Below are 23,447 nucleotides of genomic sequence, written 5' to 3' on the forward strand. Positions count from 1 at the left end.
TGGGTGACCTGCGCATCGTACTCAGGAATACCCACACGAGACGAGTGAGCGGAAGACATGCGACCGCCGTGGGTGTGACGTGCCGGGGCCGGGGCCGGCAAACCTCGTCAGGCGGGCGGCAGCGACGCCCCGGTGAGGCTGTCCCAGTCCAGCAGAGTGTCTTCGGCACCGGCGGGCACGAGTTCGCAGGTGTGCTCGAGCCACCCGCGTACCTCACTCAGGTCGGCCGCGAAGGTCGCGTTCCCCTGCGGGCGTTCCAGTCTCAGGTAGAGCAGGGGGGTGCCGGACCTCGCACGCGAGGGCCAGGCCTTGAAATCGCCGTTCCCGCTGAGGCCTTGGACTCCGGCGATGAGGACATCGCGCCCCACCACCCAGGTGACGTGGACGTCCGAGGAGACATGGAACTCCAGGCGCACGGCGAGCGGACCGTCGGTGCCGTAGCGGAAGGCGCATTCGACCGTGCTGTCTCCTGGGGGTGCCGACAGGAGGTGAAGGCTGGTGCGCAGTTCCGAGAGCGGATACCGCGAGCCGTCGCCGCGGTCGGATGTGTCAGTCATGCGCCCGGTGCCTCTTCGTCGTCGTCGACTCCCGCCGAGGAGCACAATATGACCGGTCGTCTTGAAAGTCAACGCCGGTCGCGCCCCGGCTGCCTCACCCACCCCTCAGCTTGAAACGGCAGGTCATGGGCTTTTGACAATCTCAAGCAGACCGGCCATATTGGCCGTATGCCTCAGGTGAGCGTCATAGGGAAGCTGATCGAGCACGCGGAGACCGTGTTCCGTCAGCAGGGGTTCAATGGCGCCAGCGTCGCGGACATCACCAACGCTGCGGAAGTACCCAAGGGCTCCTTCTACAACCACTTCAAGAGCAAGCAGGAACTCGCCGCCGAGATCGTCCGCCGGTACAGCCGCGGGACGGACCTGAGCATGCTCGGCGCCCAGGACCTCCCGGCGCTGGAACAGCTGCGCGCACACTTCGCCGCCCAGGCCTCGCGCACCAACTCCACCGGGGTGGAGTACGGATGCCTGCTGATGACCATGGCGAGCGAGGGCCCGGCGGTCGGCGACGAGGTCGGTACGGTGGTCCGCCGCAGCATCGCCGCGTGGATAGGTGTGCTGACGCCGGTGATCGAGGAGGGGCAGCGAGCCGGTGAGATCACGTCCCAGGAGCCGGCGAGCGACCTCGCGGCCTTCCTGATCGACGCCTTCGAGGGCGCGGGGCTGCGCGGCAAGGCGACCCGGGACGAGGCCGCGGCCATGCGCTCCCTGGACCTGGCCCTCAAAGCCCTCAGGCCCTGACAGCGAACTGCTCCGGCCGACGCGGGCCTGGCGGCAGGTTCCTCCGGGGAACCGGAACACCGGCCGCACCTCAGGGACGCAACGCTTCGAGGGCGATGCTCACCTCCTCGGACATGAGCGCGTGATCGGCCGTGGTCCTGGCCCGCAGTGCGGCGCCTTCGAACAGGTCCAGCAGGAATGCGGCCAGCGCGGCAGCGGACCACGCGGTGGTGATCTCGCCTGACGCCTGACCGTCGGCGATCGTGGCGGTCAGCGCGTCGGTCCAGCCGTCCAGTGCCTCCCGGACCGCCTCCCTGACTTTCTCGCCGGCGTTGGCGCCGTCGCTGGCGAAGGTGCCGAGCAGACATCCGAACTCGATTCCGGAGTCGCGGATACGCTCGACCTGCGCGATCAGATGCCCCCGCAGGCGTTCCAGGGCCGGACCCGGACCCTCGAGGATCGAGTGGTCGGCGGCACGCGCGTAGCGCAGGACGATCTCCACGGCGAGGTCCTGCTTGCTGCGGAAGTGGTTGTAGACGGACCCCTTCGGCACACCTGCAGCCTCGGTGACGTCCTGGATGCTCGCACCGCTGAACCCCTTGCGGCGAAACACGTCCACCGCGTTGTCGACCAGTCGTTCCCGGACACTGATCTGTGGCATGTTCTCCGCTCCTCGGCGGTGTGCGGCGGCACGGACGGCACGTCCGCAAGCTGGTGGACCGGGCGGTCGACGCGGCGCATTCGAGGCAGGTGTGATCGTTGTCGCCCCTGCCGCCATGAATGTGTCCGGTCGTCTTGGGAAAGTCAAGTCGGCCCCCGCGCCGTGCCGTTCTCGCGCGCGGGTGTCGGCCCGCGGTCAAGAGCGCGGCCACAAACATTCCACTGGCCCCCGCGAAGCTGGGACGGATGTTCGCGGGGACACACACGGACCGCCTGTTTCCGCACTCTCGACTTCCTCGGAACTTCCTCGGACGGAGTTGTTCATGACCACGTATCGCGCAGTCGAGGTCGCCCCGGGCGGCGGCCTGCGTCCCACCGAGCGGGAGCTGGTGCCGCCAGGTCCGGGGCAGGTGCGGATCAGGGTCGAGGCGTGCGGTGTCTGCCACAGCGACTCGATCGTCGTGCATACGCATGAGGAGGGGGAGACCGGCCGCGTTCCGGGGCACGAGGCCGTGGGCCGTGTCGACGCCCTCGGCGACGGTGTCGAAGGGTGGCGCGTGGGCGACCGGGTCGGTGTCGGTTTCCTCGGCGGACACTGCGGTGTGTGCGCGGCTTGCCGACTGGGCGACTTCGTCGGCTGCACCGACCAGCCGTACACGGGTGTGCACGTCGACGGTGGTTACGCCGAGTACATGTACGCCCGGCAGACCGGGCTGGTGGCCGTGCCGGAGGAGCTGAGTGCCACCCGGGTGGCACCGCTGCTGTGCGCGGGGTTCACGGTGTACAACGCCCTGGCCGACCATGTGCGGCAGCCGGGCGGCCTGGTGGCCGGGGACCTGGTGGCCGTGCAGGGCGTCGGCGGCCTCGGGCACCTGGCCCTCCAGTACGCGCGTGCCCTGGCGCTGCGGGTGGTCGCGATCGCGCGCGGGGCCGACAAGGAGGAACTGGCCCTCCGGCTGGGCGCGCACCACTACGTGGACAGCAGGGCCACGGACGCCGCCGAGCGCCTGACCGCACTCGGAGGCGCCCGGATGGTCCTGGGCACGGCGGCAGGCGGAGACGTGAGTCCGCTGCTGGGGGGCCTGACCCGGCGGGGCCGGCTGGTCCTGGTGGGGGTGTCGCCGGAGCCGGTCCGGGTCACGCCGCGTCAGCTGATCTTCGACGCCGTGCAGGTGTCGGGTTCCCTCACCGGTACCGCGGCGGAGAACGAGCAGAACCTGGCCTTCGCCCTGGCTCACGACGTGGCGCCGATGGTGGAGCACGCGTCGCTCACCGACGCACAGGCAGCGTACGACCGGATGCTGAGCGGCGAGGCGCGGTTCCGCATGGTCATCGGCATCTGAGGGCGGCGTCCCCGGGCCTTCCGCCGCCCTCGGCCCGCCATCAGCTCCTTCAAGGGCTACTGGGTATCGCCTGGGGACAGGTCGTCGTCAGGGCGAGGCCGTCAAGGAGGCCAGGTAGTCGTCGAGGAGTTCGACCTGGCGTCGGGGCGGGAAGGCCGCCGGGTCGAGCAGTGCCTGGACGACCAGTCCGAGGACGAAGGCCTGGGCTCCGGCCGCGGTCCGGGCGGGGTCGCCGGGGGGCAGTTCGCCGAGCTCCTGCGCCGCGCTCACCCGCTCGGTCAGGCGGTCCCGGCCCTGCGCGTACTTGCGGGCGTAGTCACTGCTCAGGGCGGGGTCGGTAAGCGCGGTGTCCCAGGAGCAGACCCAGATGCGGTTGCTGTCCGTGGCCTCGGGGGTGAGCGGCAGGATGTCCAGCAACGCGTCCCTGAGGGCGGCCAGACCTTCGCCCGTACGGCGGCGCGGCCGGGACACGGTGCGCTGTTCGAGCAGGTCGAGGGCGTACTCCACGAGCGCGTGCTTGGTGGGGAAGTAGTGCGTGAGCAGGCCGGTGCTCGCGCCGAGTTCGGCGGCGACGGCGCGCAGGGTCAGGCCGGCGAAACCACGGGTGGCCATGACCTGCCAGACCGCCGTGGAGACGTCGCGTCGACGGGCCTCGTGATCTCCCTTGGTGCGTGGCATGCAGCCACGGTACATTCTCACAACGCTTGTTATGAGAATGAGGAGGGTCGCATGTTCTCCCTGTCGCTGCGCGACGGTGCTCGCCTCGGTCCACTGGAGGTCTGGCACGCCGAGGAGTTCGCCGGCCATCTGGACCGGGCCCGCGAGCACATTCGTCCCTGGGTCGGGCCCGCGTTCGTCACCGAGGACGTGGACGGGGCACGGGCCACGCTGCAGCGGTACGCCGAGCGCCAGGCCGGCGACGGTGCCCGCCTGTACGGCATCCGGCGGGACGGACTGCTGGTCGGCGGTGTGATGTTCACCGCCTTCGACGCCGCCGCCGGCGCGTGTGAGATCGGCTGCTGGCTGGAGCCGTCCGCCGAGGGCCACGGTCTGGTCACGCAAGCCTGCGGAGCGCTCCTGGACTGGGCGTTCACGTCCCGGGGCCTGCATCGGGCCGAATGGCACTGCCGGGCCGACAACGAGCGCAGCGCAGCGGTGGCCGAGCGGCTGGGCATGACGCTGGAGGGGGTGCGCCGCGAGGCATGGCCGTATGAGGGCGTGCGCCACGACAAGCAGCTCTGGGCGATCCTCGCCCCCGAATGGCGAGCCCGGCGCCGGTGACCGGCGCCGGCCTTCCGATGTCCCGGACAGTCGCCCTCGCCGTCACGCGCCGTCGGCTTCGTCGAAGGCCTTCAGCGCGTCTCGCAGCGCGGCGCGGGAGGTGATGCCCAGCTTGGGGAACACCCGGTAGAGATGGGCACCGGCGGTGCGGGGCGAGATGTTGAGCTGCCGGCCGATCTCCTTGTTGGACAGCCCGCTCGCCGCCAGTTCGGCGATACGCCGCTCCTGGGCGCTCATCCTCACCCCGGCCCTGGCGTCCGCCACCCCGACGCCCACGCCGGCCGCGCGTAGTTCGTCCCGCGCGCGCTGCGCCCAGAGCGGAGCCTTCAGCCGCTGCTCGAAGAGTTCCAGCGCCCGGCTCAGCTGGACGCGTGCGGCCGTGTACTCCCGACGCCGCCGCAGCCACTCGCCGTACCAGAGCCTGACACGCGCGTGTTCATAGGTCCACAGCTCGGCGTCCGGCACGGCGAGAGCCGCCTCGTACAGGGTGCCGGCCTCGTCGTCGGGGGCGGTCACCGCCACGGCCGCGGCGAGTATGACCGCGTGGTGCGGTGAGATGGCGTCCAGGCGCGCCTGTCTGCCCGCATCCACGTGTGCGCGGGCCGCCGCGGCTCTGCCGGTGCGCATCGCGGACTCCACCAGGTCCAGGAACACCCGGGAGAAATGCGGGAAGTGCGCGGGCAGTTCGCCCGGCGGGGTCAACGCGGAGGTCAGCAGATAGGCCTCCTCGAAGTCCCCGCGCCCGACGGCGGCACGGGCCCGGGTCTCGTGCACCGTCGACATCAGCAGCTGCATACGTCGCGGCTGCGCCCACGCGGTGATCGTGTCGCAGTGCCGGCGCAGTGCTTCCTCGTCCCCGCGGCCGGACGCGACCATGGCCAGCCCGTACGTGAAGATGACGTGGATGAGGTTGTACTCGTGCTCGGTGGCGTCCGCGATGCCCTGTGACGCGATCGCCTGGATCCTGTCCCACTCACCTCGCATGAACGCCTCGTGGGCCCGGGCCACCACGCCGAAGCGCAGGCTGTCGTACGCGCTGTGCCCGACGGCCTCCCGCCACACACCGTCGTAGAAGGTGAAGCAGTCCAGGTACATGGCCGTGTAGATCAGCCAGTTGACACGCCACAGGGGAGTGTCGGAAGACAGCGCGGCGGTCGCCCTGTCGAGTTGCCGCCGCACGCCGTGCGCCGTCCGCGCCGGGTCGGCCACGCAGTCGAAACACATGCGCGCGGACTCGGAGACGAGGTCGAGCACGCGATACACCGGAGGCCACAGTTCCGCACGGCCTCCCCACACCGCCGTGTTGAGCAGGACGTAGAACGCGTCGTCGAACGCGTCCACGTCCTGCGGGGCGCTGCTGGAGCGTGCCGCCTCCATGGCGGGGGGCAGGATGCGGTAGACCGCGTCGATGTCACCCTCCCGGTGGAACTGTACGTAGGCCGCGGCTGCCGCGCCCCGCAGTGATTCCGTGGTCCGGCCGGCCAGTTCGTGGGCCGTCCCGAGGAGACCGGCGATGCCGGCGGCGAACGCCGCCTGCTCCAGGCGGCGGCCACGTTCGGCCGGATCCTGGCTGAGTTCGGCGGCACGGCGGTACGCGGTGGCGGCCTCCGCGGCGCCACCACGGGCCACGGCTCGCTCCGCGGCGCGGGTGAGTTCGACGGCGACCGCCTCGTCGGGGTGGTCCGCGGCATGGGCGAGGTGCAGGGCACGCCGTTCCGGCTCCGACGTGAGGACCTCGGCGAGTGCGCGGTGCGCTGCTCTGCGGCGCGCGGCCGGGGACATGTGCACCGTGCACGAGCGGACCAGGGGGTGCCGGAAGGTGACCTGCTCCGCGACTTGGTCGACACGGACAAGACCGGCGTGCTCGCTTGCCTCCACCAGGTCTTCGTCCCACTCCTCGCCCAGGACTCCCGCCCCGAAGGCCGCCCGGATGTCCCGCAGGTTGCCGGGACGCTCGCCGTCCAGTGCCGTCAACAACAGGACGAGACGCGACGCGGAGCCGAGGCGCCGGAGACGGTCGGCGAACACGCTCTCCAGGCGGCTGCTGAGCGGCAGGTTCACCGGCAGGGACGCGGCGCCGTCCCGCTGGGCGTCGGTGAGCTGGCTCGGCAGCTCCACCAGGGCGAGCGGGTTGCCTTCGGACTCGTCGAGCAGGCGCCGCCTGGTCGATTCGGCCAGCCCCGGGTGGCTGCTGTCGAGCAGAGCCAGGGCGTCGAGGGCCGGCAGCGGGCCGACGTCGAGCACACGCAGGCCCGTCGGGTCGAGGTAGCCGTGTGCTCCACTGCGCGCCGCCATGACGAAGGCCGCCCGGCAACCGGTGAGCCTGCGCGTGATGAACGTCAGCACCTCCGCGCTGGAACGGTCGATCCAGTGCGCGTCGTCCACCACCACGCACAGCGGCTGCCCCTTCGCCGCTGCCTGGAGGAGCGCCAGTGTCGCCGCGGAGATCGCGAAGCGTCCCGGCGCCGAGCCCGCACGGATGGAGAGCGCCTGTTCCAGCACACCGCTCTGGAAGGACGGCAGTTCGGCGAGGTGATCGAAGAGCGGATAGAGCAACTGGTGCAGGGCGGAGAACGCGAGTTCCTGTTCGCTCTCGACACCGACGACCTGGAGCACCCGCAGTCCACCGACCCGGGCCCGGGCGGTCACGGCGTCCAGCAGCGCGGTCTTCCCCACGCCGGGGTCACCTCTCAGCAGCAGCGCTGCTCCCTCGCTCTCGGCCTCGGCCAGCAGCGCTTCGAGGGTCTGCAACTCGGACGTACGGCCCACCAACGACAACGTTCCTCCCACGCCGGACGGCGGTTGCTCCTGCCGGCGCTCACATGATGGCCGACGGGGGCAGGCGACACATCTGTCGGTCGACTGGGATCGGCCAGGACCCGGAGAACCGTACGTGAGATACGTTTTCACCGGCACACCCGCGCCGGGTTGTGGAATGAATCTGGAATTCTCCCTGTTTCGATGCGGAAATTCTTGATTGTTTCTTGAGGGGTGACCTCTTTTCAGCGGGGAATCCGGGTGTTCCGGAATTCCGTGATAGCTTCCGGTTGATTCGAACCGGGGAGTGACAATGGTCCGTGTACGCCTGGGAGTCGGCGCATCGAACGGGATCATCGGACGCGAGCCGGAGATGGCACGCATTCTGCGAGGCCTCTTTCCGGAGCGGGCCGAGAATTCCAGCGCTCTTCTTCTCGTGGGTGAGTCCGGTATCGGAAAGACAACGCTGCTGCACGCCGCGGAGGCGGAAGCGGCCCGCCGTGGCACCACCGTGATCGGCTGCGCCGGCAGCCGTACCGAGCACACACTGGAACACGGCGCTCTGCACCAGTTGCTGAGGCCGGCGCTGAAACACCTGCCACGGCTTCCGGCTCCCCAGCGCGCCGCCCTCTCCCGAGCCCTCGGCCTGCACCACACGGACGGCGCCGACGACCGGCTGCTCGTCGGACTCGCGACCCTCAACCTGCTGCTGGCGTCGGCGCGCCACCGGCCCGTCACGATCGTCGTCGACGACATGCAGTGGCTCGACCGCTCCTCCCTGGGGACGGTGCTGTTCGTCGCGCGGCGTCTCGTCGGCGAACCGGTGGGCCTGCTGGCGGCAGTGCGCGGTGACAGCGCGGCCGGACCCGGCTGGCCCGGGTTCGAGCAGGTGCCGGTCGAGCCGCTGTCCGCGGAAGCGGCCGGCCGCCTGCTGGACGCGCAGCCTGTCGTCCCCAGAGGCCGGGTGCGCGGGCAGGTGCTGCGAACGGCGGCGGGACTCCCTTTGGCGCTGGAGGAGTTGGCACGGGACGCGGCGGAGCGGGGTGCTGCGGGATGGGACGCAGGAGTGGGCGCGGACTTCGCGCTGCCGGTCCGGCTGGAGAGGGCTTTCGCGGAACGGCTGGGCGCGCTGCCGGAACCGACACGCCAGGTGCTGCTGTTGGCCGCCGCGGCCGACGAGCCGGACTCGGCGGCGGCCTTGTCGGCGGCCGCGTCGGTGCCCGGTGGCGCCGAGGCATGGGCGGCCGCGGAGAACGCGCGACTGGTGCGTCTGGTGAGCGGGCGCGTCGAGTTCCGGCATCCGCTGGTGAGGTCCGCGGTGTACGGGACGGCGACGTTCGCGGAGCGCCGCGCGGCGCATCTCCGGTTGGCCGACGCTCTGGCGGGAGATCCCGACCGGCGGGCGTGGCATCTGGGCGCGGCTTGTCTGGCACCGGACGAGTCGGTCGCGGGCGCGCTGGTGGAGACGGCGGACCGGGCCCGCCGGCGTGGCGGCTGCCGGATGGCGGCCGCCGCGTTGGAGCGAGCGGCGAGGTTGAGCGAACGGGGCCGGGCGCGGGCCCACAGGTTGCTGGACGCGTGCGATCTCGCCGCGCGCGCGGGTGAGCCGTGGTGGGTCGAGGCGCTGGCGGGCGAGGTGGCCGCGGCGACGGACGACACCGAACTGCTGGCCGCGGCGGCGTTGCGCCGTGGGTGGGCGCTGGCGGCGACGGGACGGCAGCGGGCGGCGCTCTCGCAACTGCTGCCCCTGGCCGCCGACATGACGGAGACCTCGCCGGTGACGGCGCTGGAAGCGATCAGTCACAGTGCGGTGGTGCTGTACTGCAGTGGTGACGTCACGCTCCGCAGGCAGGCGCTGGCGTCGCTGGCGGGTGTCCCGGCGGATGTGGGCAGCGCGCACGAACAGGTGTGGGCACGTGCCTGCTGCGATCCGTTCGGTGACCGTCGCGGTGTGCTGGCGGCACTGGCACGCGCCACGGCCGAGGCGGACGGCCTGCCGGAACGGTTGACCATGCTGGGAAGCGCGGCGTGGCTCCTCGACGAGACGGCGCTCGGAGTGCGGCTGCTCAGTGCCGCGGCGGAGCGGGTGCGGGAGGTGCCGACCGAGGGTTGCGGCGCGATGGTGGGACAGTCGCTGGCGTTGGCGCAGTTCGACGCCGGCGCGTGGGACGCGGCGTGGGAGTCCGCCGGGGACGCGCGGCGGGCGGCGGCGGAGAACGGGCTGGAGATGGCCACATGGGTGGCCGTGTACGTGAACGCCATGGTGCTGGCGTTGCGCGGGGAGGACGCCCGCGAGTTGATGGCGCGGGCCGTGACGGGGTTCGACGTCTCGGAGAGCCGGGCGCTGGGGGTGCGTATGGCGAGGGTACGGGCGGCGGTGGCCGCCGCAGAGGGGGATCACCCGGTGGAGTTCGAGTTGCTGCGCGGGCTGTTCACGGCGGGGCCCGAGCCACGGCCGGTGCACTATCACTGCTCCCTGTACGGCGTGGCGGACCTGGCGGCCGCCGCCGTCCGGGTGGGGCGGCCGGAGGAGGCGGTCGCGGTGGTTGCCGCGGTCGAGCGCTGGGTGGGCGAGGAGATGTCGCACCGCCTGCGGCTGATCGTGGCGCGGGCAAGGGCGCTGCTGTGCGAGGGGGAGGAAGCGGAAGGGCTGTTCCGTACCGCCGTTGGGGACCCGATGGGAGAACAGTGGCCGTTCGAGCGGGCGGTGGCCTCTCTTGAGTTCGGTGAGTGGCTGCGCCGCAGGCGCCGGATGGGCGAGGCGCGGGCCGAACTGGCCCGGGCACTCACGGTTTTCGAGCGGCTGAGGGCCCGTCCGTGGGTGACGCGGACGACGGGGGAGCTGCGGGCCTGCGGGGTGCCCGTGCGGGACGCGGAGGGGAGGTCGGGACCGGTGGAGCGGCTGACTCCACAGCAGTTGCAGATCGCGCGGCTGGCGGCGGCCGGGCTCACCAACCGGCAGATCGGTGAGCGGTTGCTGCTGTCCGCCCGTACCGTGGGCTTCCACCTGTACCAGGTGTTCCCCAAGCTGGGTGTCAGCAGCCGGACCCAGCTCCACGACGCACTCGGCCGCGCCCGGGGGACACAGGAGCAGCCACCGGAACCCGCGTCCACCGGCGGCGGTCCCGACCGGCCGGGCGCCGCGGGGCGGCTTCTCAGTCCACCCAGGACGTGAACAGCGCGTTCAGCCCCTCCGCCACGGTCGGTCGCGCGGGCCTGCGGGGGCGAGCCGAGCGCTGGTCACCAGTGTCTTGGTCGGGATGCGGACGTTGACACAGCTGCCGCCGGTCATGCTCTTCTCGACCATGAGCACCCTGCGGCCGGCCCGCGCGGTGTCCATGGCGAGTGACTTGCCGGCCTTGCCGCCACCCACCACCAGCAGGTCCACGTCCTCCACGACGTCCGTTCCCGCTCCGCCCTCCTCAGCTGTGAACAAACGTGGGCAGGGCAGTCGGCACGTCCCGCACCGGCCCCCGGCCGAGACTCGCCGCTCGCACGGGCGGCCGTGTCAGTCGAATGACCGCCGCCTTGAGTCAAGCGACGGATGGCCGTCGAGCGGCCCGGACCTACGTTGTCAGCACGGCCGTACGGCGGTGCGAACCGAGACGGCGGACCGGCTGCCCGACGGACGTCCTGACGATGAAAGGAGGACGCCTCGATGCCCGTGACACCACACCGACGCGTCGGCGAAGAACAGGAACCGGCACCAGCGTTGCGTTTCACGCTGCTGGGGCCGGTGCGGGCCTGGCGCGGTGCGGAGGAACTCCCGCTCGGCCCCCGCCAGCAACGCCTGCTCCTCGCCGCGCTGCTGGCGGGCGCGGGGCGGCCCGTCCCGCTGTCCGAACTGATCGGCCTGCTGTGGGACGGCGAGCCGCCGGTCAGCGCCGTGAACGCGGTCCACCGGTATGTCGGCTCGCTGCGCCGGCTCCTCGAACCCGGCCTGCCGGTCAGATCGCCGGGCCGGTGGCTCCTCCGGCAGGCCGGCAGCTATCTGCTGCGTGTCGACGCCGAGGCCCTGGACCTGCTCAGGTTCCGAGCCCTCGTCCGGCAGGCCCGCGCCTCGGTCGCCACGGGCGACCTCCCGGCAGCCGTCGACACGTATCTGGAGGCGTTGGGGCTCTGGCAGGGAAACTGCGCGGAGGACCTGGGCGCCCTCGCCGCGGTGCACCCGACCTTCGCCCTGCTGGAACACGAATACGCTCCGGTCGTGTGTGAGGCGGCCACCGCGGCCCTTCAATGCGGCAGGTCCGGTTCCGTCCTGCCGGCCGTACGACAGGCCGCCGACCGCTGCCCGCTCGACGAGGCGCTCCAGGCGTCCGTACTGCTCGTGCTGGCCGCCGACGGAAAGCAGGCCGAAGCGATCACGCGCTACCACAGCATCAGGAACCGGCTGTCGGACGAACTGGGGATCGATCCCGGACCGGCGCTGCGGGCCGCTCACCGGAGCGTTCTGCGCGGCTGTCCGGTGGGGCCCTGGCTACCGGCGCCCACCGGGCCCATGGCGCCGCCCCGTCCCCGAGCGCGGACGCTGTGGACCGAGCCCGCCCGGCTACCACCGGATGTGGCCTCCTTCGCCGGACGCGAGCAGGCCCTGGGCCAGGCACTGGACATCGCGCACCAGGTCGGCGACGGTCTGCGGGTCCTGGCGTTCGACGGCGCTCCCGGAGTCGGCGAGACCGCGTCGGCGGTCCACTTCGCCCACCGGGTGGCGGCGGACTTCCCCGACGTCCGGCTCTGCGCGGACCTCGGCGGATTCGCCCCGCACGGGGTTCCCGCGCATCCCGCCGAGGTGCTGCACGGGTTCCTGGAGGTGCCGGGGGTGGACCCGCACCGTGTTCCCGCCGGGTGCATGGTCGTGGTCACCAGCCGACGTCGGCTGAACGGTCTGGCGACGACGCACGAAGCACGGCTGGTCTCGCTGGACGTGCCCCCGGCGGCCGAGGCGTCGGAGTGCCTCCTACGATGTCCCGGCCCCGCACGGGCCGACGCCGGGTCGAGCACAACGCGAGACCGCCGCGCGCCTTCCTCACGTGCGGCTCGTGCCGCTGGAGCGGGCGTCCGGCACGACGAGCGTGCTCCGGGGGCGTGACGGCGCCTCCCCGGCCCGTCGGCCTCCGTCTCCCGACGGCCTTCCCGTGGCGGTCAAGACACGCACCACAAAGTTTCCACTGCGCACTCCGCATGCTGTTCGGGAAGCAGCGTGGGGCCCGGAGCGACCGGACCACCGCCGGCGTCGACCGTCCGCAACGGACGCCGGGCCCGCGGAGAGCCGCCCCCGACTTCACCACCCCGAGGATTCCGATCCCGTTCCGGCAGGGAGAAACATGTCCGCTGTTACCCACCACACCGCCCCCACGCAGTTCGTCGAGGCCGACGGTGTCCGCTACGCCTACCGCAGGCTCGGCTCCGGCGGCGAGGTCCCCCTCGTGATGCTCCAGCACTTCACCGGCAACCTCGACAACTGGGACCCGGCCCTCGTCGACGCACTCGCCGCCGAACGCGAGATCATCCTGGTCGACTACCCCGGGGTCGCCTCGTCCACCGGCCGCTTCGCCACCACCATCGCGCAGCTCGCCCAGCAGATGATCACCTTCACCGACGCCCTCGGCCTGGACCGGATCGACCTGCTCGGCTTCTCCATCGGCGGCTTCGCCGCCCAGGACATCGCACTCGTCAGGCCCCGTCTGGTCCGCCGCCTCGTGCTCGCCGGCACCGGCCCCAAGGGCGCCCCCGGCATGCACGGCTGGCGCGAGGACATCGAGACACACGCTCGTGCCGAGGTGCCCACCGGCGAGGACCTGCTCTACATCTTCTTCGCCCACACCGAGACCAGCCAGGCCAAGGGCGTGGAATTCCTCGGCCGGTTCATGGCCCGCACCGAGGGCCGCGACGTGCCCAGCAGCCTGCCCTCCCGTGACGCCCAGTACGACGCCGTACTGGAGTGGGGGATCCCCGACCACGCCGCACTTCAGCGCCTCACCGGCATCCAGTGCCCCACGCTCGTCATCCAGGGCGACGACGACCTGATGATCCCCACCAGGAACAGCCACCTGATGGCCGGCCTGATCCCGGACGCACAGCTCCGGATCTACCCGGACGCCGCCCACGCCTCGCTGTTCCAGTACCCCGCCGAAGCCGCCAAGGACGTCAACGCCTTCCTCGGCTGACCCCTGCCACGTCATACAAGGAGCACCCATGTCCGATCTGCTCGACATCGTCTTCGACGCCCATGGCGGGCGCGCCCGCTGGGAGGAGGCCCACCGGATCACCGCCCGGCAGTTCTTCGGCGGGGCCCTGTGGGGCATGAAGGGCCACCCCGGCGCCCTGAACGACGTCGACGTCACCGTCGACCTGCGCCGTGAGTACGTCACCCAGAAGCCGTTCTTCCACCCCGACCACCACACGGTGTTCTCCGCCGGCCGCGTGGCGGTGGAAGACTCCGACGGCAACGTGATCGAGGAACTGACCGAGCCGCGCGCGTCGTTCGCCGGCCACGACCTGATGACGCCGTGGACGCGCCTCCAGCTCGCGTACTTCTCCGGCAGCGCCATGTGGACCTACCTCGCCGAGCCGCTCTCACTGACCTTTCCCGGCGTGCGGACGGAGGAGATCGATCCGTGGACCGAGGACGGGGAGAAGTTCCGGCGCCTGCACATCACCTTCCCCGACAGCATCGCCACCCTCAGCACCGAACAGACCGTCTACGTCGACTCGCAGGGCCTGATCCGCCGCCGCGACTACAGCGTGGAGATCGCCGGCGACACCCCTGCCGCGCACTACCTCTCCGGCCACCAGGAAGTGTCCGGCCTCGTCATCCCCACCACGCGGATGATCTACAGCCGTGACGAGAACGGCCACAAGGTGCCCGAACCGCTCGTGGTCTCGGTCCATCTCGAAGACGTCGAGGTCTCCTGACCCGTCTGGGGTTCCCGCCGCGGTGGGCCGGCCCGAGACCGGTGCCACCGCGGCGGACCCGTCGACACCGCGGGGACCCACCGTCTGGGACCCGCCGACGCGGCGAACCGGCGGGAGCCGCACGGCGTCATGGAAGCGGGCACCGCCCTCGGCAAGATCACCCTCACCGGCTTCTGACGGCTTCCCGGACACGGTCACATGACTGATGGCTGCCCCAGAGCGATCGGACAAGGTTGCTCCCGGACAGAGACCGCAGGACCGAGCCGGCTGTCCAGAATCCGGCCGGCCCGCACACACATACGGAGCGGACCATGGCTACGTGGACCTCGGATCGGTTCGGCCCGGTGGCCGTCCTGACCTTCACCAGGAAACCCGGCAACTTCATGGATTTCGGCTCCATGATTCAACTCGGTGCGCTGCTCGAGGACTTGGGCCGGCAGGCCGACCAGGTGAAGGTCGTCGTCCTGACCGGCGGGCTGGACGACAGGTTCATCGACCACGCGGAGCTGTCCGATCTGGCCCGGGCGGGCGCGGGACTGGCGACTGCGGAGGAACTCGGCTCGTGGTCGCGGGCGCTGCGCCTGCTGGAGGAGATTCCCCAGCCCACCGTCGCGGCCGTCGACGGACTCGCCTCGGGCGGAGGCAACGAGATCGCCCTGGCGTGCACTCTGCGGGCCGCTTCCCCGCGCTCCCGCTTCCAGCAGCCCGAGGCCGCCGCCGGCATCATTCCGGGCGGCGGCGGAAGTGTTCGGCTGCCCCGGCTGATAGGCCCCGGCCGCGCCGCCGAGGCGATCCTCACGGGACGGCTCGTCCACGCCGAGGAGGCGCTGCGGGTCGGTTGGGTCAACACCGTCCTCACGGACGCCGACTTCGTCGCGGACGCGTTGCGCTGGGTCGGGGCCGTCGCCAGGAACCCGGGGCCCGCGCTGTACGCGGCGAAGCACTCCGTCGTGGCCGGCTCGCGGCTTCCGTTCGGCGACGCGATCACGACGGAACGGCGTCTCTTCGGCGAGCTCACCGCGGACAACGAGGCCCTCTCGTCTGGTTCCTGACGTGACATCAGGGGCACCCGAGCCGCCGCGCCGGCACCGCGTCACCCCGCGCGGGAGTGCTCTCCTTCGTTCAGGCTGCGCGAGGGGCCGGCCCGCACAGGAGACGCGACCGAGAGGCGGCGTCAGTTCACCAGGAGCACCGTCTTGCCCGTGCCGGGCTTGTTCGCCTGGGCCTTGGCCACGTCCTCCAGGGCGAACGTGGCACCGATGTGCGGGGTGACACGGCCGTCGGCCGCGAGCGAGGCCAGTTCCCGCATGCCGAGCCGGTCGGCCTCCACGAACAGTCCCGCCAGGCGCACCCCGCGCTCGGCGGCAGCCCCCGCCGCGGCGGCGAGGGAAGGGGGCAGCGTCGAGACCAGGATCCCGCCGGGCTTGAGGACCCGCACCGCCTGGACCGGGTACTCCCCGCCGACGCTCTCCAGAACCACGTCCAGATCGCCGGTGGCCTCGGTGAGGGTGGTGGTCGTGTAGTCGATCACCTCGTCGGCACCCAGCCCGCGTACGAAGCCGGCGTTGGCCGCGGCCGCCACCGCCACCACGTACGCCCCGTGCGCCTTGGCGATCTGGACCGCCAGGTGACCGACCCCGCCGGCCGCGCCGTTCACCAGCACGCGGCTGCCCGCACCGATCCCGGCGGTCTCCACCAGCGCCTGCCAGGCGGTGAGACCCGCCATCGGCAGCGCCGCGGCCCGCGCGTGGTCCAGCCCCTCCGGCTTGCGCACGAAGGGCCGGGCCGGGGCCACCACGTACTCCGCATGGGAACCCAGACCGTGCGGGAAGGGCAGCATGCCGAACACCTCGTCACCGGCCCGGTGCACGGTCACACCCGGGCCGACCGCCGCGACGGTGCCCGACACGTCGTAGCCGAGCACGAACGGCGGCCTGCCGCCGGTGAACACCCCCGTCGCCCGGTTCATGACGTCGACCGGGTTCACACTCGTGGCGTGCACGCGCACGAGTATCTGCCCGAGACCCGGAGCGGGACGAGAAACGTCGACGGACTTGAGGACCTCGGGGCCGCCGAGTGTGTCCTGACTGATGGCGCGCATGGTCGCGGACGCCTGCGTGGTGTCGTTCATACACACATGTTTGCATCCGCCGTGGGCGGCCGACGGTGACGGAAAGGCCATTCAGCGATGGAAACCTGCCACCCGCCCACCGCACGAGACTCACAGCGGCATCCGGTGGACATCACAGGTTGATCATGTGGCCGGTCAGTCCGTGGACGGCCTCCTTGACCGCCTCGCCCAGGGTGGGATGCGCGTGCACGTTGCGGGCGACCTCATGGACGGTCAGGTCCCACTGCTGGGCCAGCGTCAGCTCCGGCAGCAGTTCGGCGACTTCGCCACCGATGAGGTGCGCGCCCAGCAGCTCACCGTGCGTCCCGTCGCTGATGATCTTCACGAAGCCCGTCGGGTCACCGAGGCCCTGCGCCTTGCCGTTCGCCGTGAACGGGAACTTCGCCACCCGCACGTCGAAGCCGCGCTCCCGCGCCTGCGCCTCCGTCCACCCGAAACTCGCGATCTGAGGCTTGCAGAACGTGACACGCGGGATCATGACGTAGTCGAGCTCCATCGTCTCCGCGCCGCCGATGGTCTCCGCCGCCACGATGCCCATCGACTCGGCGGCATGCGCCAGCATCAGCTTGGCCGTGACATCGCCGATGGCGAAGATGTGGGGCACGTTGGTACGGAGCCGGCCGTCCACGTCGATGGCGCCGCGCTCGGTGAGTCGTACCCCTGTGTTCTCCAGGCCGTAGCCGGTCACGTTGGGCCGGAAACCGAGTGCCTGGAGCACCTTGCCGGCTTCCAGGACCTGTTCCTGCCCGGCGCGGGAGACGGTGACCCGTACCCGGCCGTCTTCCTCGGCGACGGCGTCCACCCGGGTGGAGGTCAGCACCTCGATGCCGAGCCGTCGGTACCACCGGGCCAGCTCCGCGGAGACCTCCTCGTCCTCCAGGGGGACCGGCCGGTCCGCGAACTCCACCACGGTGACGCGGACACCGTAGTTGTGCAGCACGTACGCGAACTCGACGCCGATCGCGCCGGCACCCGCGATGATCACGCTGTCCGGCAGCTCGGAGGCGAGGATCTGCTCCTCGAAGGTCACCACCCGCTCGCTGAGCCGGGTACCGGGCAGCAGCCGCGCGCCGGCTCCGGTGGCGATGACGCAGTGGCCGAAGGTCACCGTCTCCGTGCTGCCGTCGGCACCCGTCACCCGCAAGGTATGGGCGTCGGTGAAGTGACCGCGCCCCTCGTACTGCGTGATGCCGTTCTTCCGCATGAGGAAGTTGACGCCCCTGGCCCGGCCGTCGGCAACCCGCCGGCTCCGCCGGAACGCCTCGCCGTAGTCGAACCGCACCTGTCCGTCGGCCTCGATACCGAAGGTCTTGGCCTCCTGGGTGAAGATGTGCGCGAGTTCGGCGTTGCGCAGCAGTGCCTTGGCCGGGATGCAGCCCACGTTCAGGCACACCCCGCCCCAGTAACGCTCCTCGACGACCGCGGTGCGCAGCCCCAGTTGGGCCAACCGGACGGCGGCCGTGTACCCGCCGGGACCGGCGCCCAGGACGACGACGTCGTAGTGGCTGGTGGTGACGCCGCCGTGGCGGCGGACGTGAGGCTGGCTGCGCATGGAGGTGTCCCTGATTCTGGATGTGTGCGATACGGAGGGGCTGTGCGGCGAGCGCGGACCTCGATCGCTCGCCGCGCGGGCCGTCAGCCGCCCAGGAAGGCGTTCACCTCGGCGGCGAACTCGGCCGGGTACTGGAAGAGGAATCCGTGGCCGGCGTCCGGGTAGATGCTCAGCCTCGCGTTGGGCAGGTGTTCGGCCAGCAGGTAGGTGTTCCGGGTGGGGACCATCTCGTCGTTGTCTCCGTTGGCCACCAGCACCGGCTGCCGGATGGATTCCAGACGCTGCAGGCGCGAGTCGTCCCGCACACCCCACGCGGAGATCGCCGTCAGCTGGGCGTCGCGGACGGCCAGGTCGGTCGCGGCGTCCCGGTCGGCGGTGCGCAGACCGAGTCGCTTGAGGAACTCCACGCCCCTGGCCTGGCTGGACGCACTCTTCTCGAAGAACAGGGTGAGCAGGTTCGCGGCGGAAGGAGCGTCATCGAGGGCCGCCTCACGGATGGCGCCCGCGGTGTACTGGTGGATGTCCCGGCCGCCCCGGGGCGCCGTGCCGGCCAGCACCAGCCGGCGTACCTGCCACGGGCGGAAGAGCGCGATCTCCTGGGCGACGAAACCGCCGAGGGAGAAGCCGAGCAGGTCGAACCGGCGCAGCTCGACGGCGTCGAGGAAGGCGATCGCGTCGTACGCCATCTCCTCGACGGTGCTCGGCGTAGTCCCGGTGGAACCCCCGACCCCGGCGAGGTCCACCAGGACTACCTCCCGCTCGGCGGCGAGGGCGTCGACGAACTCGGGATCCCAGTTGTCGAGATTGGCACGGAAGTGCACCAGGCAGACCACCGGCAGACTGCTCGCGTCGGAGCGGCCGAACCGGCGGTAGCGGTAGGTGACGCCGTCGGCGGCCTCGACGTGGAGGTTGGGCGCCGTGAGCTGGCTGTGGGTGGTTTCGGTGGTCACGATGAACGCCTTTCAGCACTGGTGAACGGGATGGGCAGACGGGACGGGGAGGGTGGGCCGGCGTCCGGACCAGCCGCGGGGGCCGGGAAGGCGGGCCGGCGTCGGGCTAGCCGCGGGGACCGAGGCGTTCGCCCATGTTCAGTTCCAGGTCGTGGATGACCTCCGGGCTCGCCTTCGCCGACAGCCGCAGGCGCTGCTGGACGAAGTCGCGGGCGAGCAGCCCGGCGAAGCGCCGGTGGGTGGCCGCCAGATCGTCGGGGCTGTGCAGCGGAGCCTCCTCGTTGACGATCTCCTTGACCGCGCGCAGCGCGTCGGCGTCGAAGGAGGCGATCCGGCGCGCGTAACGGTCGACGACCGCGTCCAGTTCCGCGTCGGGGACGGCACGGTTGACCCAGCCGTACAGTGCGGCTGTGTCGGCGTCGTAGTCCTCACCGGAGGTGATGATCTCCAGAGCCCGTGACCGCCCGGTGAGCTGCACCAGCCGCTGGATGCCACCGCAGCCCGGGATGATCCCCGTCCCGATCTCCAACTGGCTGAGCACGGCCTTCTCCCGGCTGGCGAACCGCACGTCGAGAGTGGTCAGGAACTCGTTGCCGATGCCCCGCGCACGGCCGCGCAACGAACCCACCGTGAGGAAACGGGCGGTGCCGAGCCGTCCGACGATGTCGAACCAGGTCGGCATCCCCTCCCCGAACTCCGCGACCCTGCCCAGGTTCAGGTGTGCCATGTAGAAGTCCGGCACGGCGCTGTCGAAGACGACCACCTTGACCTCGGGGTCCCCCTCCAGCCGGTCGATGATCCGCGCCAGCGCGGACTCCACCTCGGGCTCGTAGAGGTTGAACGGGGGATTGTCGAAGGTGACCTTCCAGTAGCCGGGGCCCTGCTGTGCGGCGCGTACGGGGGCATGCGTGGAGACGGTTGCGTTGTTCGACATGGAGAAGTCCCGGTTCGTAGGGGTGCACGCAGGAAGTTCACAGGGGTGCACGCAGGAAGTGGCACATGAGCCCTGTCACGGAGGACCGGCCGCCGACGACGACACTACGGGCGCCCGCACTCCGTGGCCGCCGCCGGACGCCAACGGTGCCCTATAGGGCACACTTGACTCACACGTGTGACTGCGGACCGGCTCCCTCGGATCGGCCCTCAGAACGTCGCGAGGTGCTGGTGGACGGAGCGCACGGCACCGGCGCCGTCACCGACCGCGGCGGCGACCCGCTTCATCGAGGCCAGACGCACGTCACCGGCGGCGAACACGCCCGGCACGCTGGTCTCGTAGGGCAGCGGCTCGCGTCCCAGTTCCTTCCAGCGCGGTCCGAGGTCAGCCGGCGACAGCTGCCGGTCCGTCGGCACGAACCCGTCCGAGTCCAGCAGCACCCCGCTGAGCCAGGTCGTCGCGGGCCGGGCCCCGATGAAGCAGAACAGGCCCGCGCAGGCGACGTGCCGTTCTTCGGACTTGTCGGCCCGGCCGGACAGCGACACCCCCTCCAGACGGGGCCTGCCGTGCAGCGCCGTCACCTCGGTGCCGGTCAGCACGGTGATCCGGGGGTCGTTCCGGACGCGTTCCACGAGGTACGCGGACATCCGGGCACCGAGATCGGTCCCTCGTACCACCAGGGTGACCTCGGAGGCGTACCTGGCCAGGTGCAGTGCGGCCTGCCCCGCGGAGTTGGCGCCGCCGACCACCGCCACCGGCCGGCCCGCCACCGCCTGGGCCTCCAGGTCGGTGGCCGCGTAGTAGACGCCGCAGCCGGTCAGCTCCGGCCAGCCGTCCAGGGGAAGCGCCCGGTACTCGGCTCCGGTGGCGACGAGCACCGCCCGCGTCTCGATACGGGTTCCGTCCGTCAGGGTCACCACGTGCTCGCGGCCCTCCGTGCTCAGCCCGGCCACACCGCACGGACTGGCCAGGTGCACACCGAATTTCAGCGCCTGTACGGCCGCACGCGCGGTCAGGTCGGCCCCGCTGAGCCCGAAGGGAAAGCCGAGGTAGTTCTCGATCCGTGCGCTCGTGGCGGCCTGGCCACCGACGGCCACTCCGTCGAGCAGCACTGTCTCCAGTCCCTCGGAGGCGCCGTACACCGCGGCCGCCAGCCCCGCCGGACCGGCACCCACCACTGTGAGGTCGGCCGAGCCACGGCCGGTACGCCGGTAGGCGAGGTTGAGCCGCTGGCTCAGCACACCCGGAGTCACACGCCGCGTCGCCCCCCGTGCCGACAGAGCGGCCGGCAGGCCCTCCTCGGCGAGACCCGAGGAACGCATCGCGTCCGTGCCCTGCGGGGAGCCGCTGTCGAGCCACCGGTGCGGCACACCCTGGCGGTCCAGGAAGGTGCGCATGGCCAGGCCCGCGGCGGAGCCGGTGTCGCCGACGATCCGCAGGGTCTGCTCCGTGGCCTGGCGCAGCAGCCGGCGCCGGGCCAGGATCGCCCGCAGAAGCAGGTCGGAGAGCTCCGTCTCCTGGGCCATCAGCCTGCGGAAGGCCGCTGGTTCGACCCGGTGGACCGTGCCGCCGGCCGCGACGCGCACGGTCAGTCCGCGCCGCTGTCCCGTGAGCAGGTTGAGTTCGCCGGCGAACTGGCCGGGACCGTGGGTCATGAAGAGGTGCCCGGCGCCGCCCTCGGAGGACGGGATGATCGCCTCCAGCGTCGCCGTTCCGCACAGGAACAGGTCCACCGAGTCGTCCTCGACCTGGTAGAGGACGACTCCCGCCCGGACCTCCTCGAGGCTTGCGTACCGGACGGCCCGGGCGAGCTGACCCGCGTCCAGCCGGACTCCGGCGGCAGTGGCGAGATCGTCGGGGCGATCACCGATCTCGGGGAATGAGGTTGCCATGCCCGAAGAATGCCACCGGCCCACACCGCCGGGCCCCGCCATGTGTTCCCGGCGACGCACATGTGCCCGCCAGGACAGTCCACCTGCACGAACGGCTCCACATGTGTCGCCGTCACAGCGCGCCGTTGCGGATGGCGTAGGCCACGGCCTGCGTCCGGTTGCGCAGGCCCAGCCGGGTGATGACCTCGTGCAGCACGTTCTTGATGGTGCGTTCCGAGTAGTTGAGGCGTCCCGCCACCTCGGCGGTGCTCAACCCCTCCGCCAACAGCCGCAGGACGTCCACCTCCCGGGCGGACAGGCCGGACGAGTCCGGCCCGCGCCCGGGCACCGAGCGCAGCCGTTCGACCAGCGCGCGCACCAGGGTGGGCGGCAGCGGAGACTCCCCGTCCAACGCCCGGCGGCTCGCCCGCACGACATCGGCGTAGCCGACCTCGCCGCGCAGCAGCACGCCCACCACTCCGCGGTGCACCGCGTGCCACAGGTGTCGCTCGCTGATCGAGTCCACCACCAGCAGCACCGGCGGTCCCTGCCCCCGGTCGGACCCGGTGACTTCTTCGACACGTGTGAGCGTGGCCGGTGTGACCCGGTGCGTCAGCACCAGCGCCACGTCGGCGTCGTGCCGGTCGTCCCAGGGCACGACGCGCACTCCCGACGCCCCGCGCAGGTAGGCCTGGGCGCCCTCCTCGGTGAGTACGTCGCTCGCCGTCACGGCCAGCGTGAACGGCACGGCGTCGCGGTTCTCACCCTCTCGTACGGCCCGCGCCGCCGGTGCGTCGGGTACGGACGTCAGGCGGAATCGGCCGGCCGGACCCGAAGGGTCCCGCGCCGGCGCCTCGACGGCACTCCGTGTCATGTGTGATCACCGGGTTCCGGTGCTACTTGGCGAGGAAGGTGAGGAGGGCGTCGTTGACCTCCTCGGCGTGGGTCCAGAGCAGGCCGTGGGGGGCACCGTCGATCTCGACGTAGTCGGCCTGGGGGAGCGCCTTGTGGAAGGGGCGGCCGGTGGAGTCGATGGGCAGGATGTTGTCGGCGGTGCCGTGGACGATGAGGGCGGGGACGTCGATCTTGGGGATGTCGTCACGGAAGTCGGTGGGCCAGGTGAGGGGGGCGGCCCAGGCGGCGTGCGCACCTCCGCCGGCGGCGACGTTCCAGCTGTTGCGGACGGCTTCCTCGCTGATGCGGGTGCCCAGGTTCTCGTCCAGGTTGTAGAAGTCGTTGTAGAAGGTGGTGAAGTAGGCGTAGCGGTCGTTCTTGGCGGTGTCCGAGACACCCTGGAAGAAGGCCTGGTCACCGGCGCCGGTGGGGTTGTCGTCCGTCTTGAGCAGGAAGGGCTCCAGGGAGGCGAGGAAGGCGGCCTTGGCGACGCGCGCGGAGCCGTAGGCGGAGATGTAGCGGGCGACCTCGCCGGTGCCCATGGAGAAGCCGACGAGGGTGACCCCGTGAAGGCCGAGGGTTTCGATGACGGTGTTGAGGTCGGCGGCGAAGGTGTCGTAGTCGTAGCCGGTGGTGGGCTGGCTGGACTGGCCGAAACCACGGCGGTCGTAGGTGATGACCCGGTAGCCGGCGCCGAGGAGGGCGGTGGTCTGCTTCTCCCAGGAGTGGCCGTCGAGCGGGTAGCCGTGGATGAGGACGACAGGGCGGCCGGTGCCGTGGTCCTCGTAGTACAGCTCGATGTCGGTGGAGTTCTCCTGGCCGACGGTGATGTACGGCATGGTGTGGCCTTTCGGGTGTGTGACGCCGGGTGGCGCCGACGAG

The 23,447-nt window shown here is 71.3% G+C and carries 20 protein-coding genes; 8 read left to right on the forward strand and 12 right to left on the reverse strand.

The window, feature by feature from the left end:
- Window positions 1–107: 107 nt before the first annotated feature.
- Entirely contained in the window at window positions 108–557 is a 450-nt protein-coding gene (locus tag MB828_RS17385; RefSeq protein WP_301648996.1) for an SsgA family sporulation/cell division regulator, read from the reverse strand.
- Window positions 558–725: 168 nt separating this feature from the next.
- On the opposite strand from MB828_RS17385, the gene MB828_RS17390 reads away from it, so the two are divergent.
- Window positions 726–1,298: a TetR/AcrR family transcriptional regulator gene (locus MB828_RS17390; RefSeq protein WP_301648997.1), complete on the forward strand. Its 573-nt coding sequence runs from the start codon at window positions 726–728 to the stop codon at window positions 1,296–1,298.
- 70 nt (window positions 1,299–1,368) lie between these two features.
- Here MB828_RS17390 and MB828_RS17395 read toward each other — a convergent pair whose 3' ends face one another.
- Window positions 1,369–1,938, reverse strand: coding sequence for a TetR/AcrR family transcriptional regulator (locus MB828_RS17395; RefSeq protein ID WP_301648998.1), 570 nt, complete (start codon window positions 1,936–1,938; stop codon window positions 1,369–1,371).
- Window positions 1,939–2,260: 322 nt separating this feature from the next.
- On the opposite strand from MB828_RS17395, the gene MB828_RS17400 reads away from it, so the two are divergent.
- Window positions 2,261–3,280, forward strand: a complete 1,020-nt coding sequence (locus MB828_RS17400; protein ID WP_301648999.1) for an alcohol dehydrogenase catalytic domain-containing protein — start codon at window positions 2,261–2,263, stop codon at window positions 3,278–3,280.
- Between the two features lie 87 nt (window positions 3,281–3,367).
- On the opposite strand, the gene MB828_RS17405 is transcribed toward MB828_RS17400, so the two are convergent.
- A complete protein-coding gene (locus MB828_RS17405; RefSeq protein ID WP_301649000.1) occupies window positions 3,368–3,958 on the reverse strand; it encodes a TetR/AcrR family transcriptional regulator in 591 nt (196 codons plus the stop codon).
- Between the two features lie 51 nt (window positions 3,959–4,009).
- Between MB828_RS17405 and MB828_RS17410 the strand changes: the two genes are divergently transcribed.
- On the forward strand, window positions 4,010–4,561 hold the full coding sequence (locus tag MB828_RS17410) for a GNAT family N-acetyltransferase (RefSeq protein ID WP_301649001.1): 552 nt from the start codon (window positions 4,010–4,012) through the stop codon (window positions 4,559–4,561).
- Window positions 4,562–4,603: 42 nt separating this feature from the next.
- Here MB828_RS17410 and MB828_RS17415 read toward each other — a convergent pair whose 3' ends face one another.
- Window positions 4,604–7,330: an AAA family ATPase gene (locus MB828_RS17415; RefSeq protein WP_301649002.1), complete on the reverse strand. Its 2,727-nt coding sequence runs from the start codon at window positions 7,328–7,330 to the stop codon at window positions 4,604–4,606.
- Window positions 7,331–7,631: 301 nt separating this feature from the next.
- On the opposite strand from MB828_RS17415, the gene MB828_RS17420 reads away from it, so the two are divergent.
- A complete protein-coding gene (locus MB828_RS17420; RefSeq protein WP_301649003.1) occupies window positions 7,632–10,493 on the forward strand; it encodes an ATP-binding protein in 2,862 nt (953 codons plus the stop codon).
- A 9-nt stretch (window positions 10,494–10,502) separates the two neighbouring features.
- Here MB828_RS17420 and MB828_RS17425 read toward each other — a convergent pair whose 3' ends face one another.
- The gene (locus tag MB828_RS17425; RefSeq protein ID WP_301649004.1) at window positions 10,503–10,754 is read right to left on the reverse strand and encodes an FAD-dependent oxidoreductase; all 252 of its coding nucleotides are present in this window, start codon (window positions 10,752–10,754) and stop codon (window positions 10,503–10,505) included.
- A gap of 222 nt (window positions 10,755–10,976) precedes the next feature.
- Between MB828_RS17425 and MB828_RS17430 the strand changes: the two genes are divergently transcribed.
- The 4 genes from MB828_RS17430 (at window position 10,977) to MB828_RS17445 (ending at window position 15,285) form a co-directional block, all read left to right on the forward strand.
- Complete coding sequence (locus tag MB828_RS17430; RefSeq protein WP_301649005.1) at window positions 10,977–12,407, forward strand: AfsR/SARP family transcriptional regulator; 1,431 nt, start codon at window positions 10,977–10,979, stop codon at window positions 12,405–12,407.
- Between the two features lie 235 nt (window positions 12,408–12,642).
- A complete protein-coding gene (locus tag MB828_RS17435) occupies window positions 12,643–13,485 on the forward strand; it encodes an alpha/beta fold hydrolase (protein ID WP_301649006.1) in 843 nt (280 codons plus the stop codon).
- 28 nt (window positions 13,486–13,513) lie between these two features.
- Window positions 13,514–14,233, forward strand: coding sequence for a hypothetical protein (locus MB828_RS17440; protein ID WP_301649007.1), 720 nt, complete (start codon window positions 13,514–13,516; stop codon window positions 14,231–14,233).
- 311 nt (window positions 14,234–14,544) lie between these two features.
- Window positions 14,545–15,285, forward strand: coding sequence for an enoyl-CoA hydratase/isomerase family protein (locus tag MB828_RS17445; RefSeq protein ID WP_301649008.1), 741 nt, complete (start codon window positions 14,545–14,547; stop codon window positions 15,283–15,285).
- A gap of 122 nt (window positions 15,286–15,407) precedes the next feature.
- Here MB828_RS17445 and MB828_RS17450 read toward each other — a convergent pair whose 3' ends face one another.
- From MB828_RS17450 to MB828_RS17480, 7 genes are all read right to left on the reverse strand, one after another.
- A complete protein-coding gene (locus MB828_RS17450) occupies window positions 15,408–16,364 on the reverse strand; it encodes an NADP-dependent oxidoreductase (protein ID WP_301649009.1) in 957 nt (318 codons plus the stop codon).
- A gap of 112 nt (window positions 16,365–16,476) precedes the next feature.
- Complete coding sequence (gene lpdA / locus MB828_RS17455; RefSeq protein WP_301649010.1) at window positions 16,477–17,916, reverse strand: dihydrolipoyl dehydrogenase; 1,440 nt, start codon at window positions 17,914–17,916, stop codon at window positions 16,477–16,479.
- A gap of 83 nt (window positions 17,917–17,999) precedes the next feature.
- Window positions 18,000–18,866: an alpha/beta fold hydrolase gene (locus MB828_RS17460; RefSeq protein ID WP_301649011.1), complete on the reverse strand. Its 867-nt coding sequence runs from the start codon at window positions 18,864–18,866 to the stop codon at window positions 18,000–18,002.
- Between the two features lie 106 nt (window positions 18,867–18,972).
- Window positions 18,973–19,800, reverse strand: a complete 828-nt coding sequence (locus tag MB828_RS17465; protein WP_301649012.1) for an enoyl-CoA hydratase/isomerase family protein — start codon at window positions 19,798–19,800, stop codon at window positions 18,973–18,975.
- A 209-nt stretch (window positions 19,801–20,009) separates the two neighbouring features.
- Window positions 20,010–21,692, reverse strand: coding sequence for a cyclic nucleotide-binding domain-containing thioredoxin-disulfide reductase (locus MB828_RS17470; protein WP_301649013.1), 1,683 nt, complete (start codon window positions 21,690–21,692; stop codon window positions 20,010–20,012).
- A 112-nt stretch (window positions 21,693–21,804) separates the two neighbouring features.
- Window positions 21,805–22,545, reverse strand: a complete 741-nt coding sequence (locus MB828_RS17475; RefSeq protein ID WP_301649014.1) for a helix-turn-helix transcriptional regulator — start codon at window positions 22,543–22,545, stop codon at window positions 21,805–21,807.
- 22 nt (window positions 22,546–22,567) lie between these two features.
- Entirely contained in the window at window positions 22,568–23,404 is an 837-nt protein-coding gene (locus MB828_RS17480; protein WP_301649130.1) for an alpha/beta fold hydrolase, read from the reverse strand.
- Window positions 23,405–23,447 lie beyond the last annotated feature (43 nt).

The sequence above is a fragment of the Streptomyces arenae genome (genome assembly GCF_022343545.1).
Lineage (GTDB): Bacteria > Actinomycetota > Actinomycetes > Streptomycetales > Streptomycetaceae > Streptomyces > Streptomyces humi.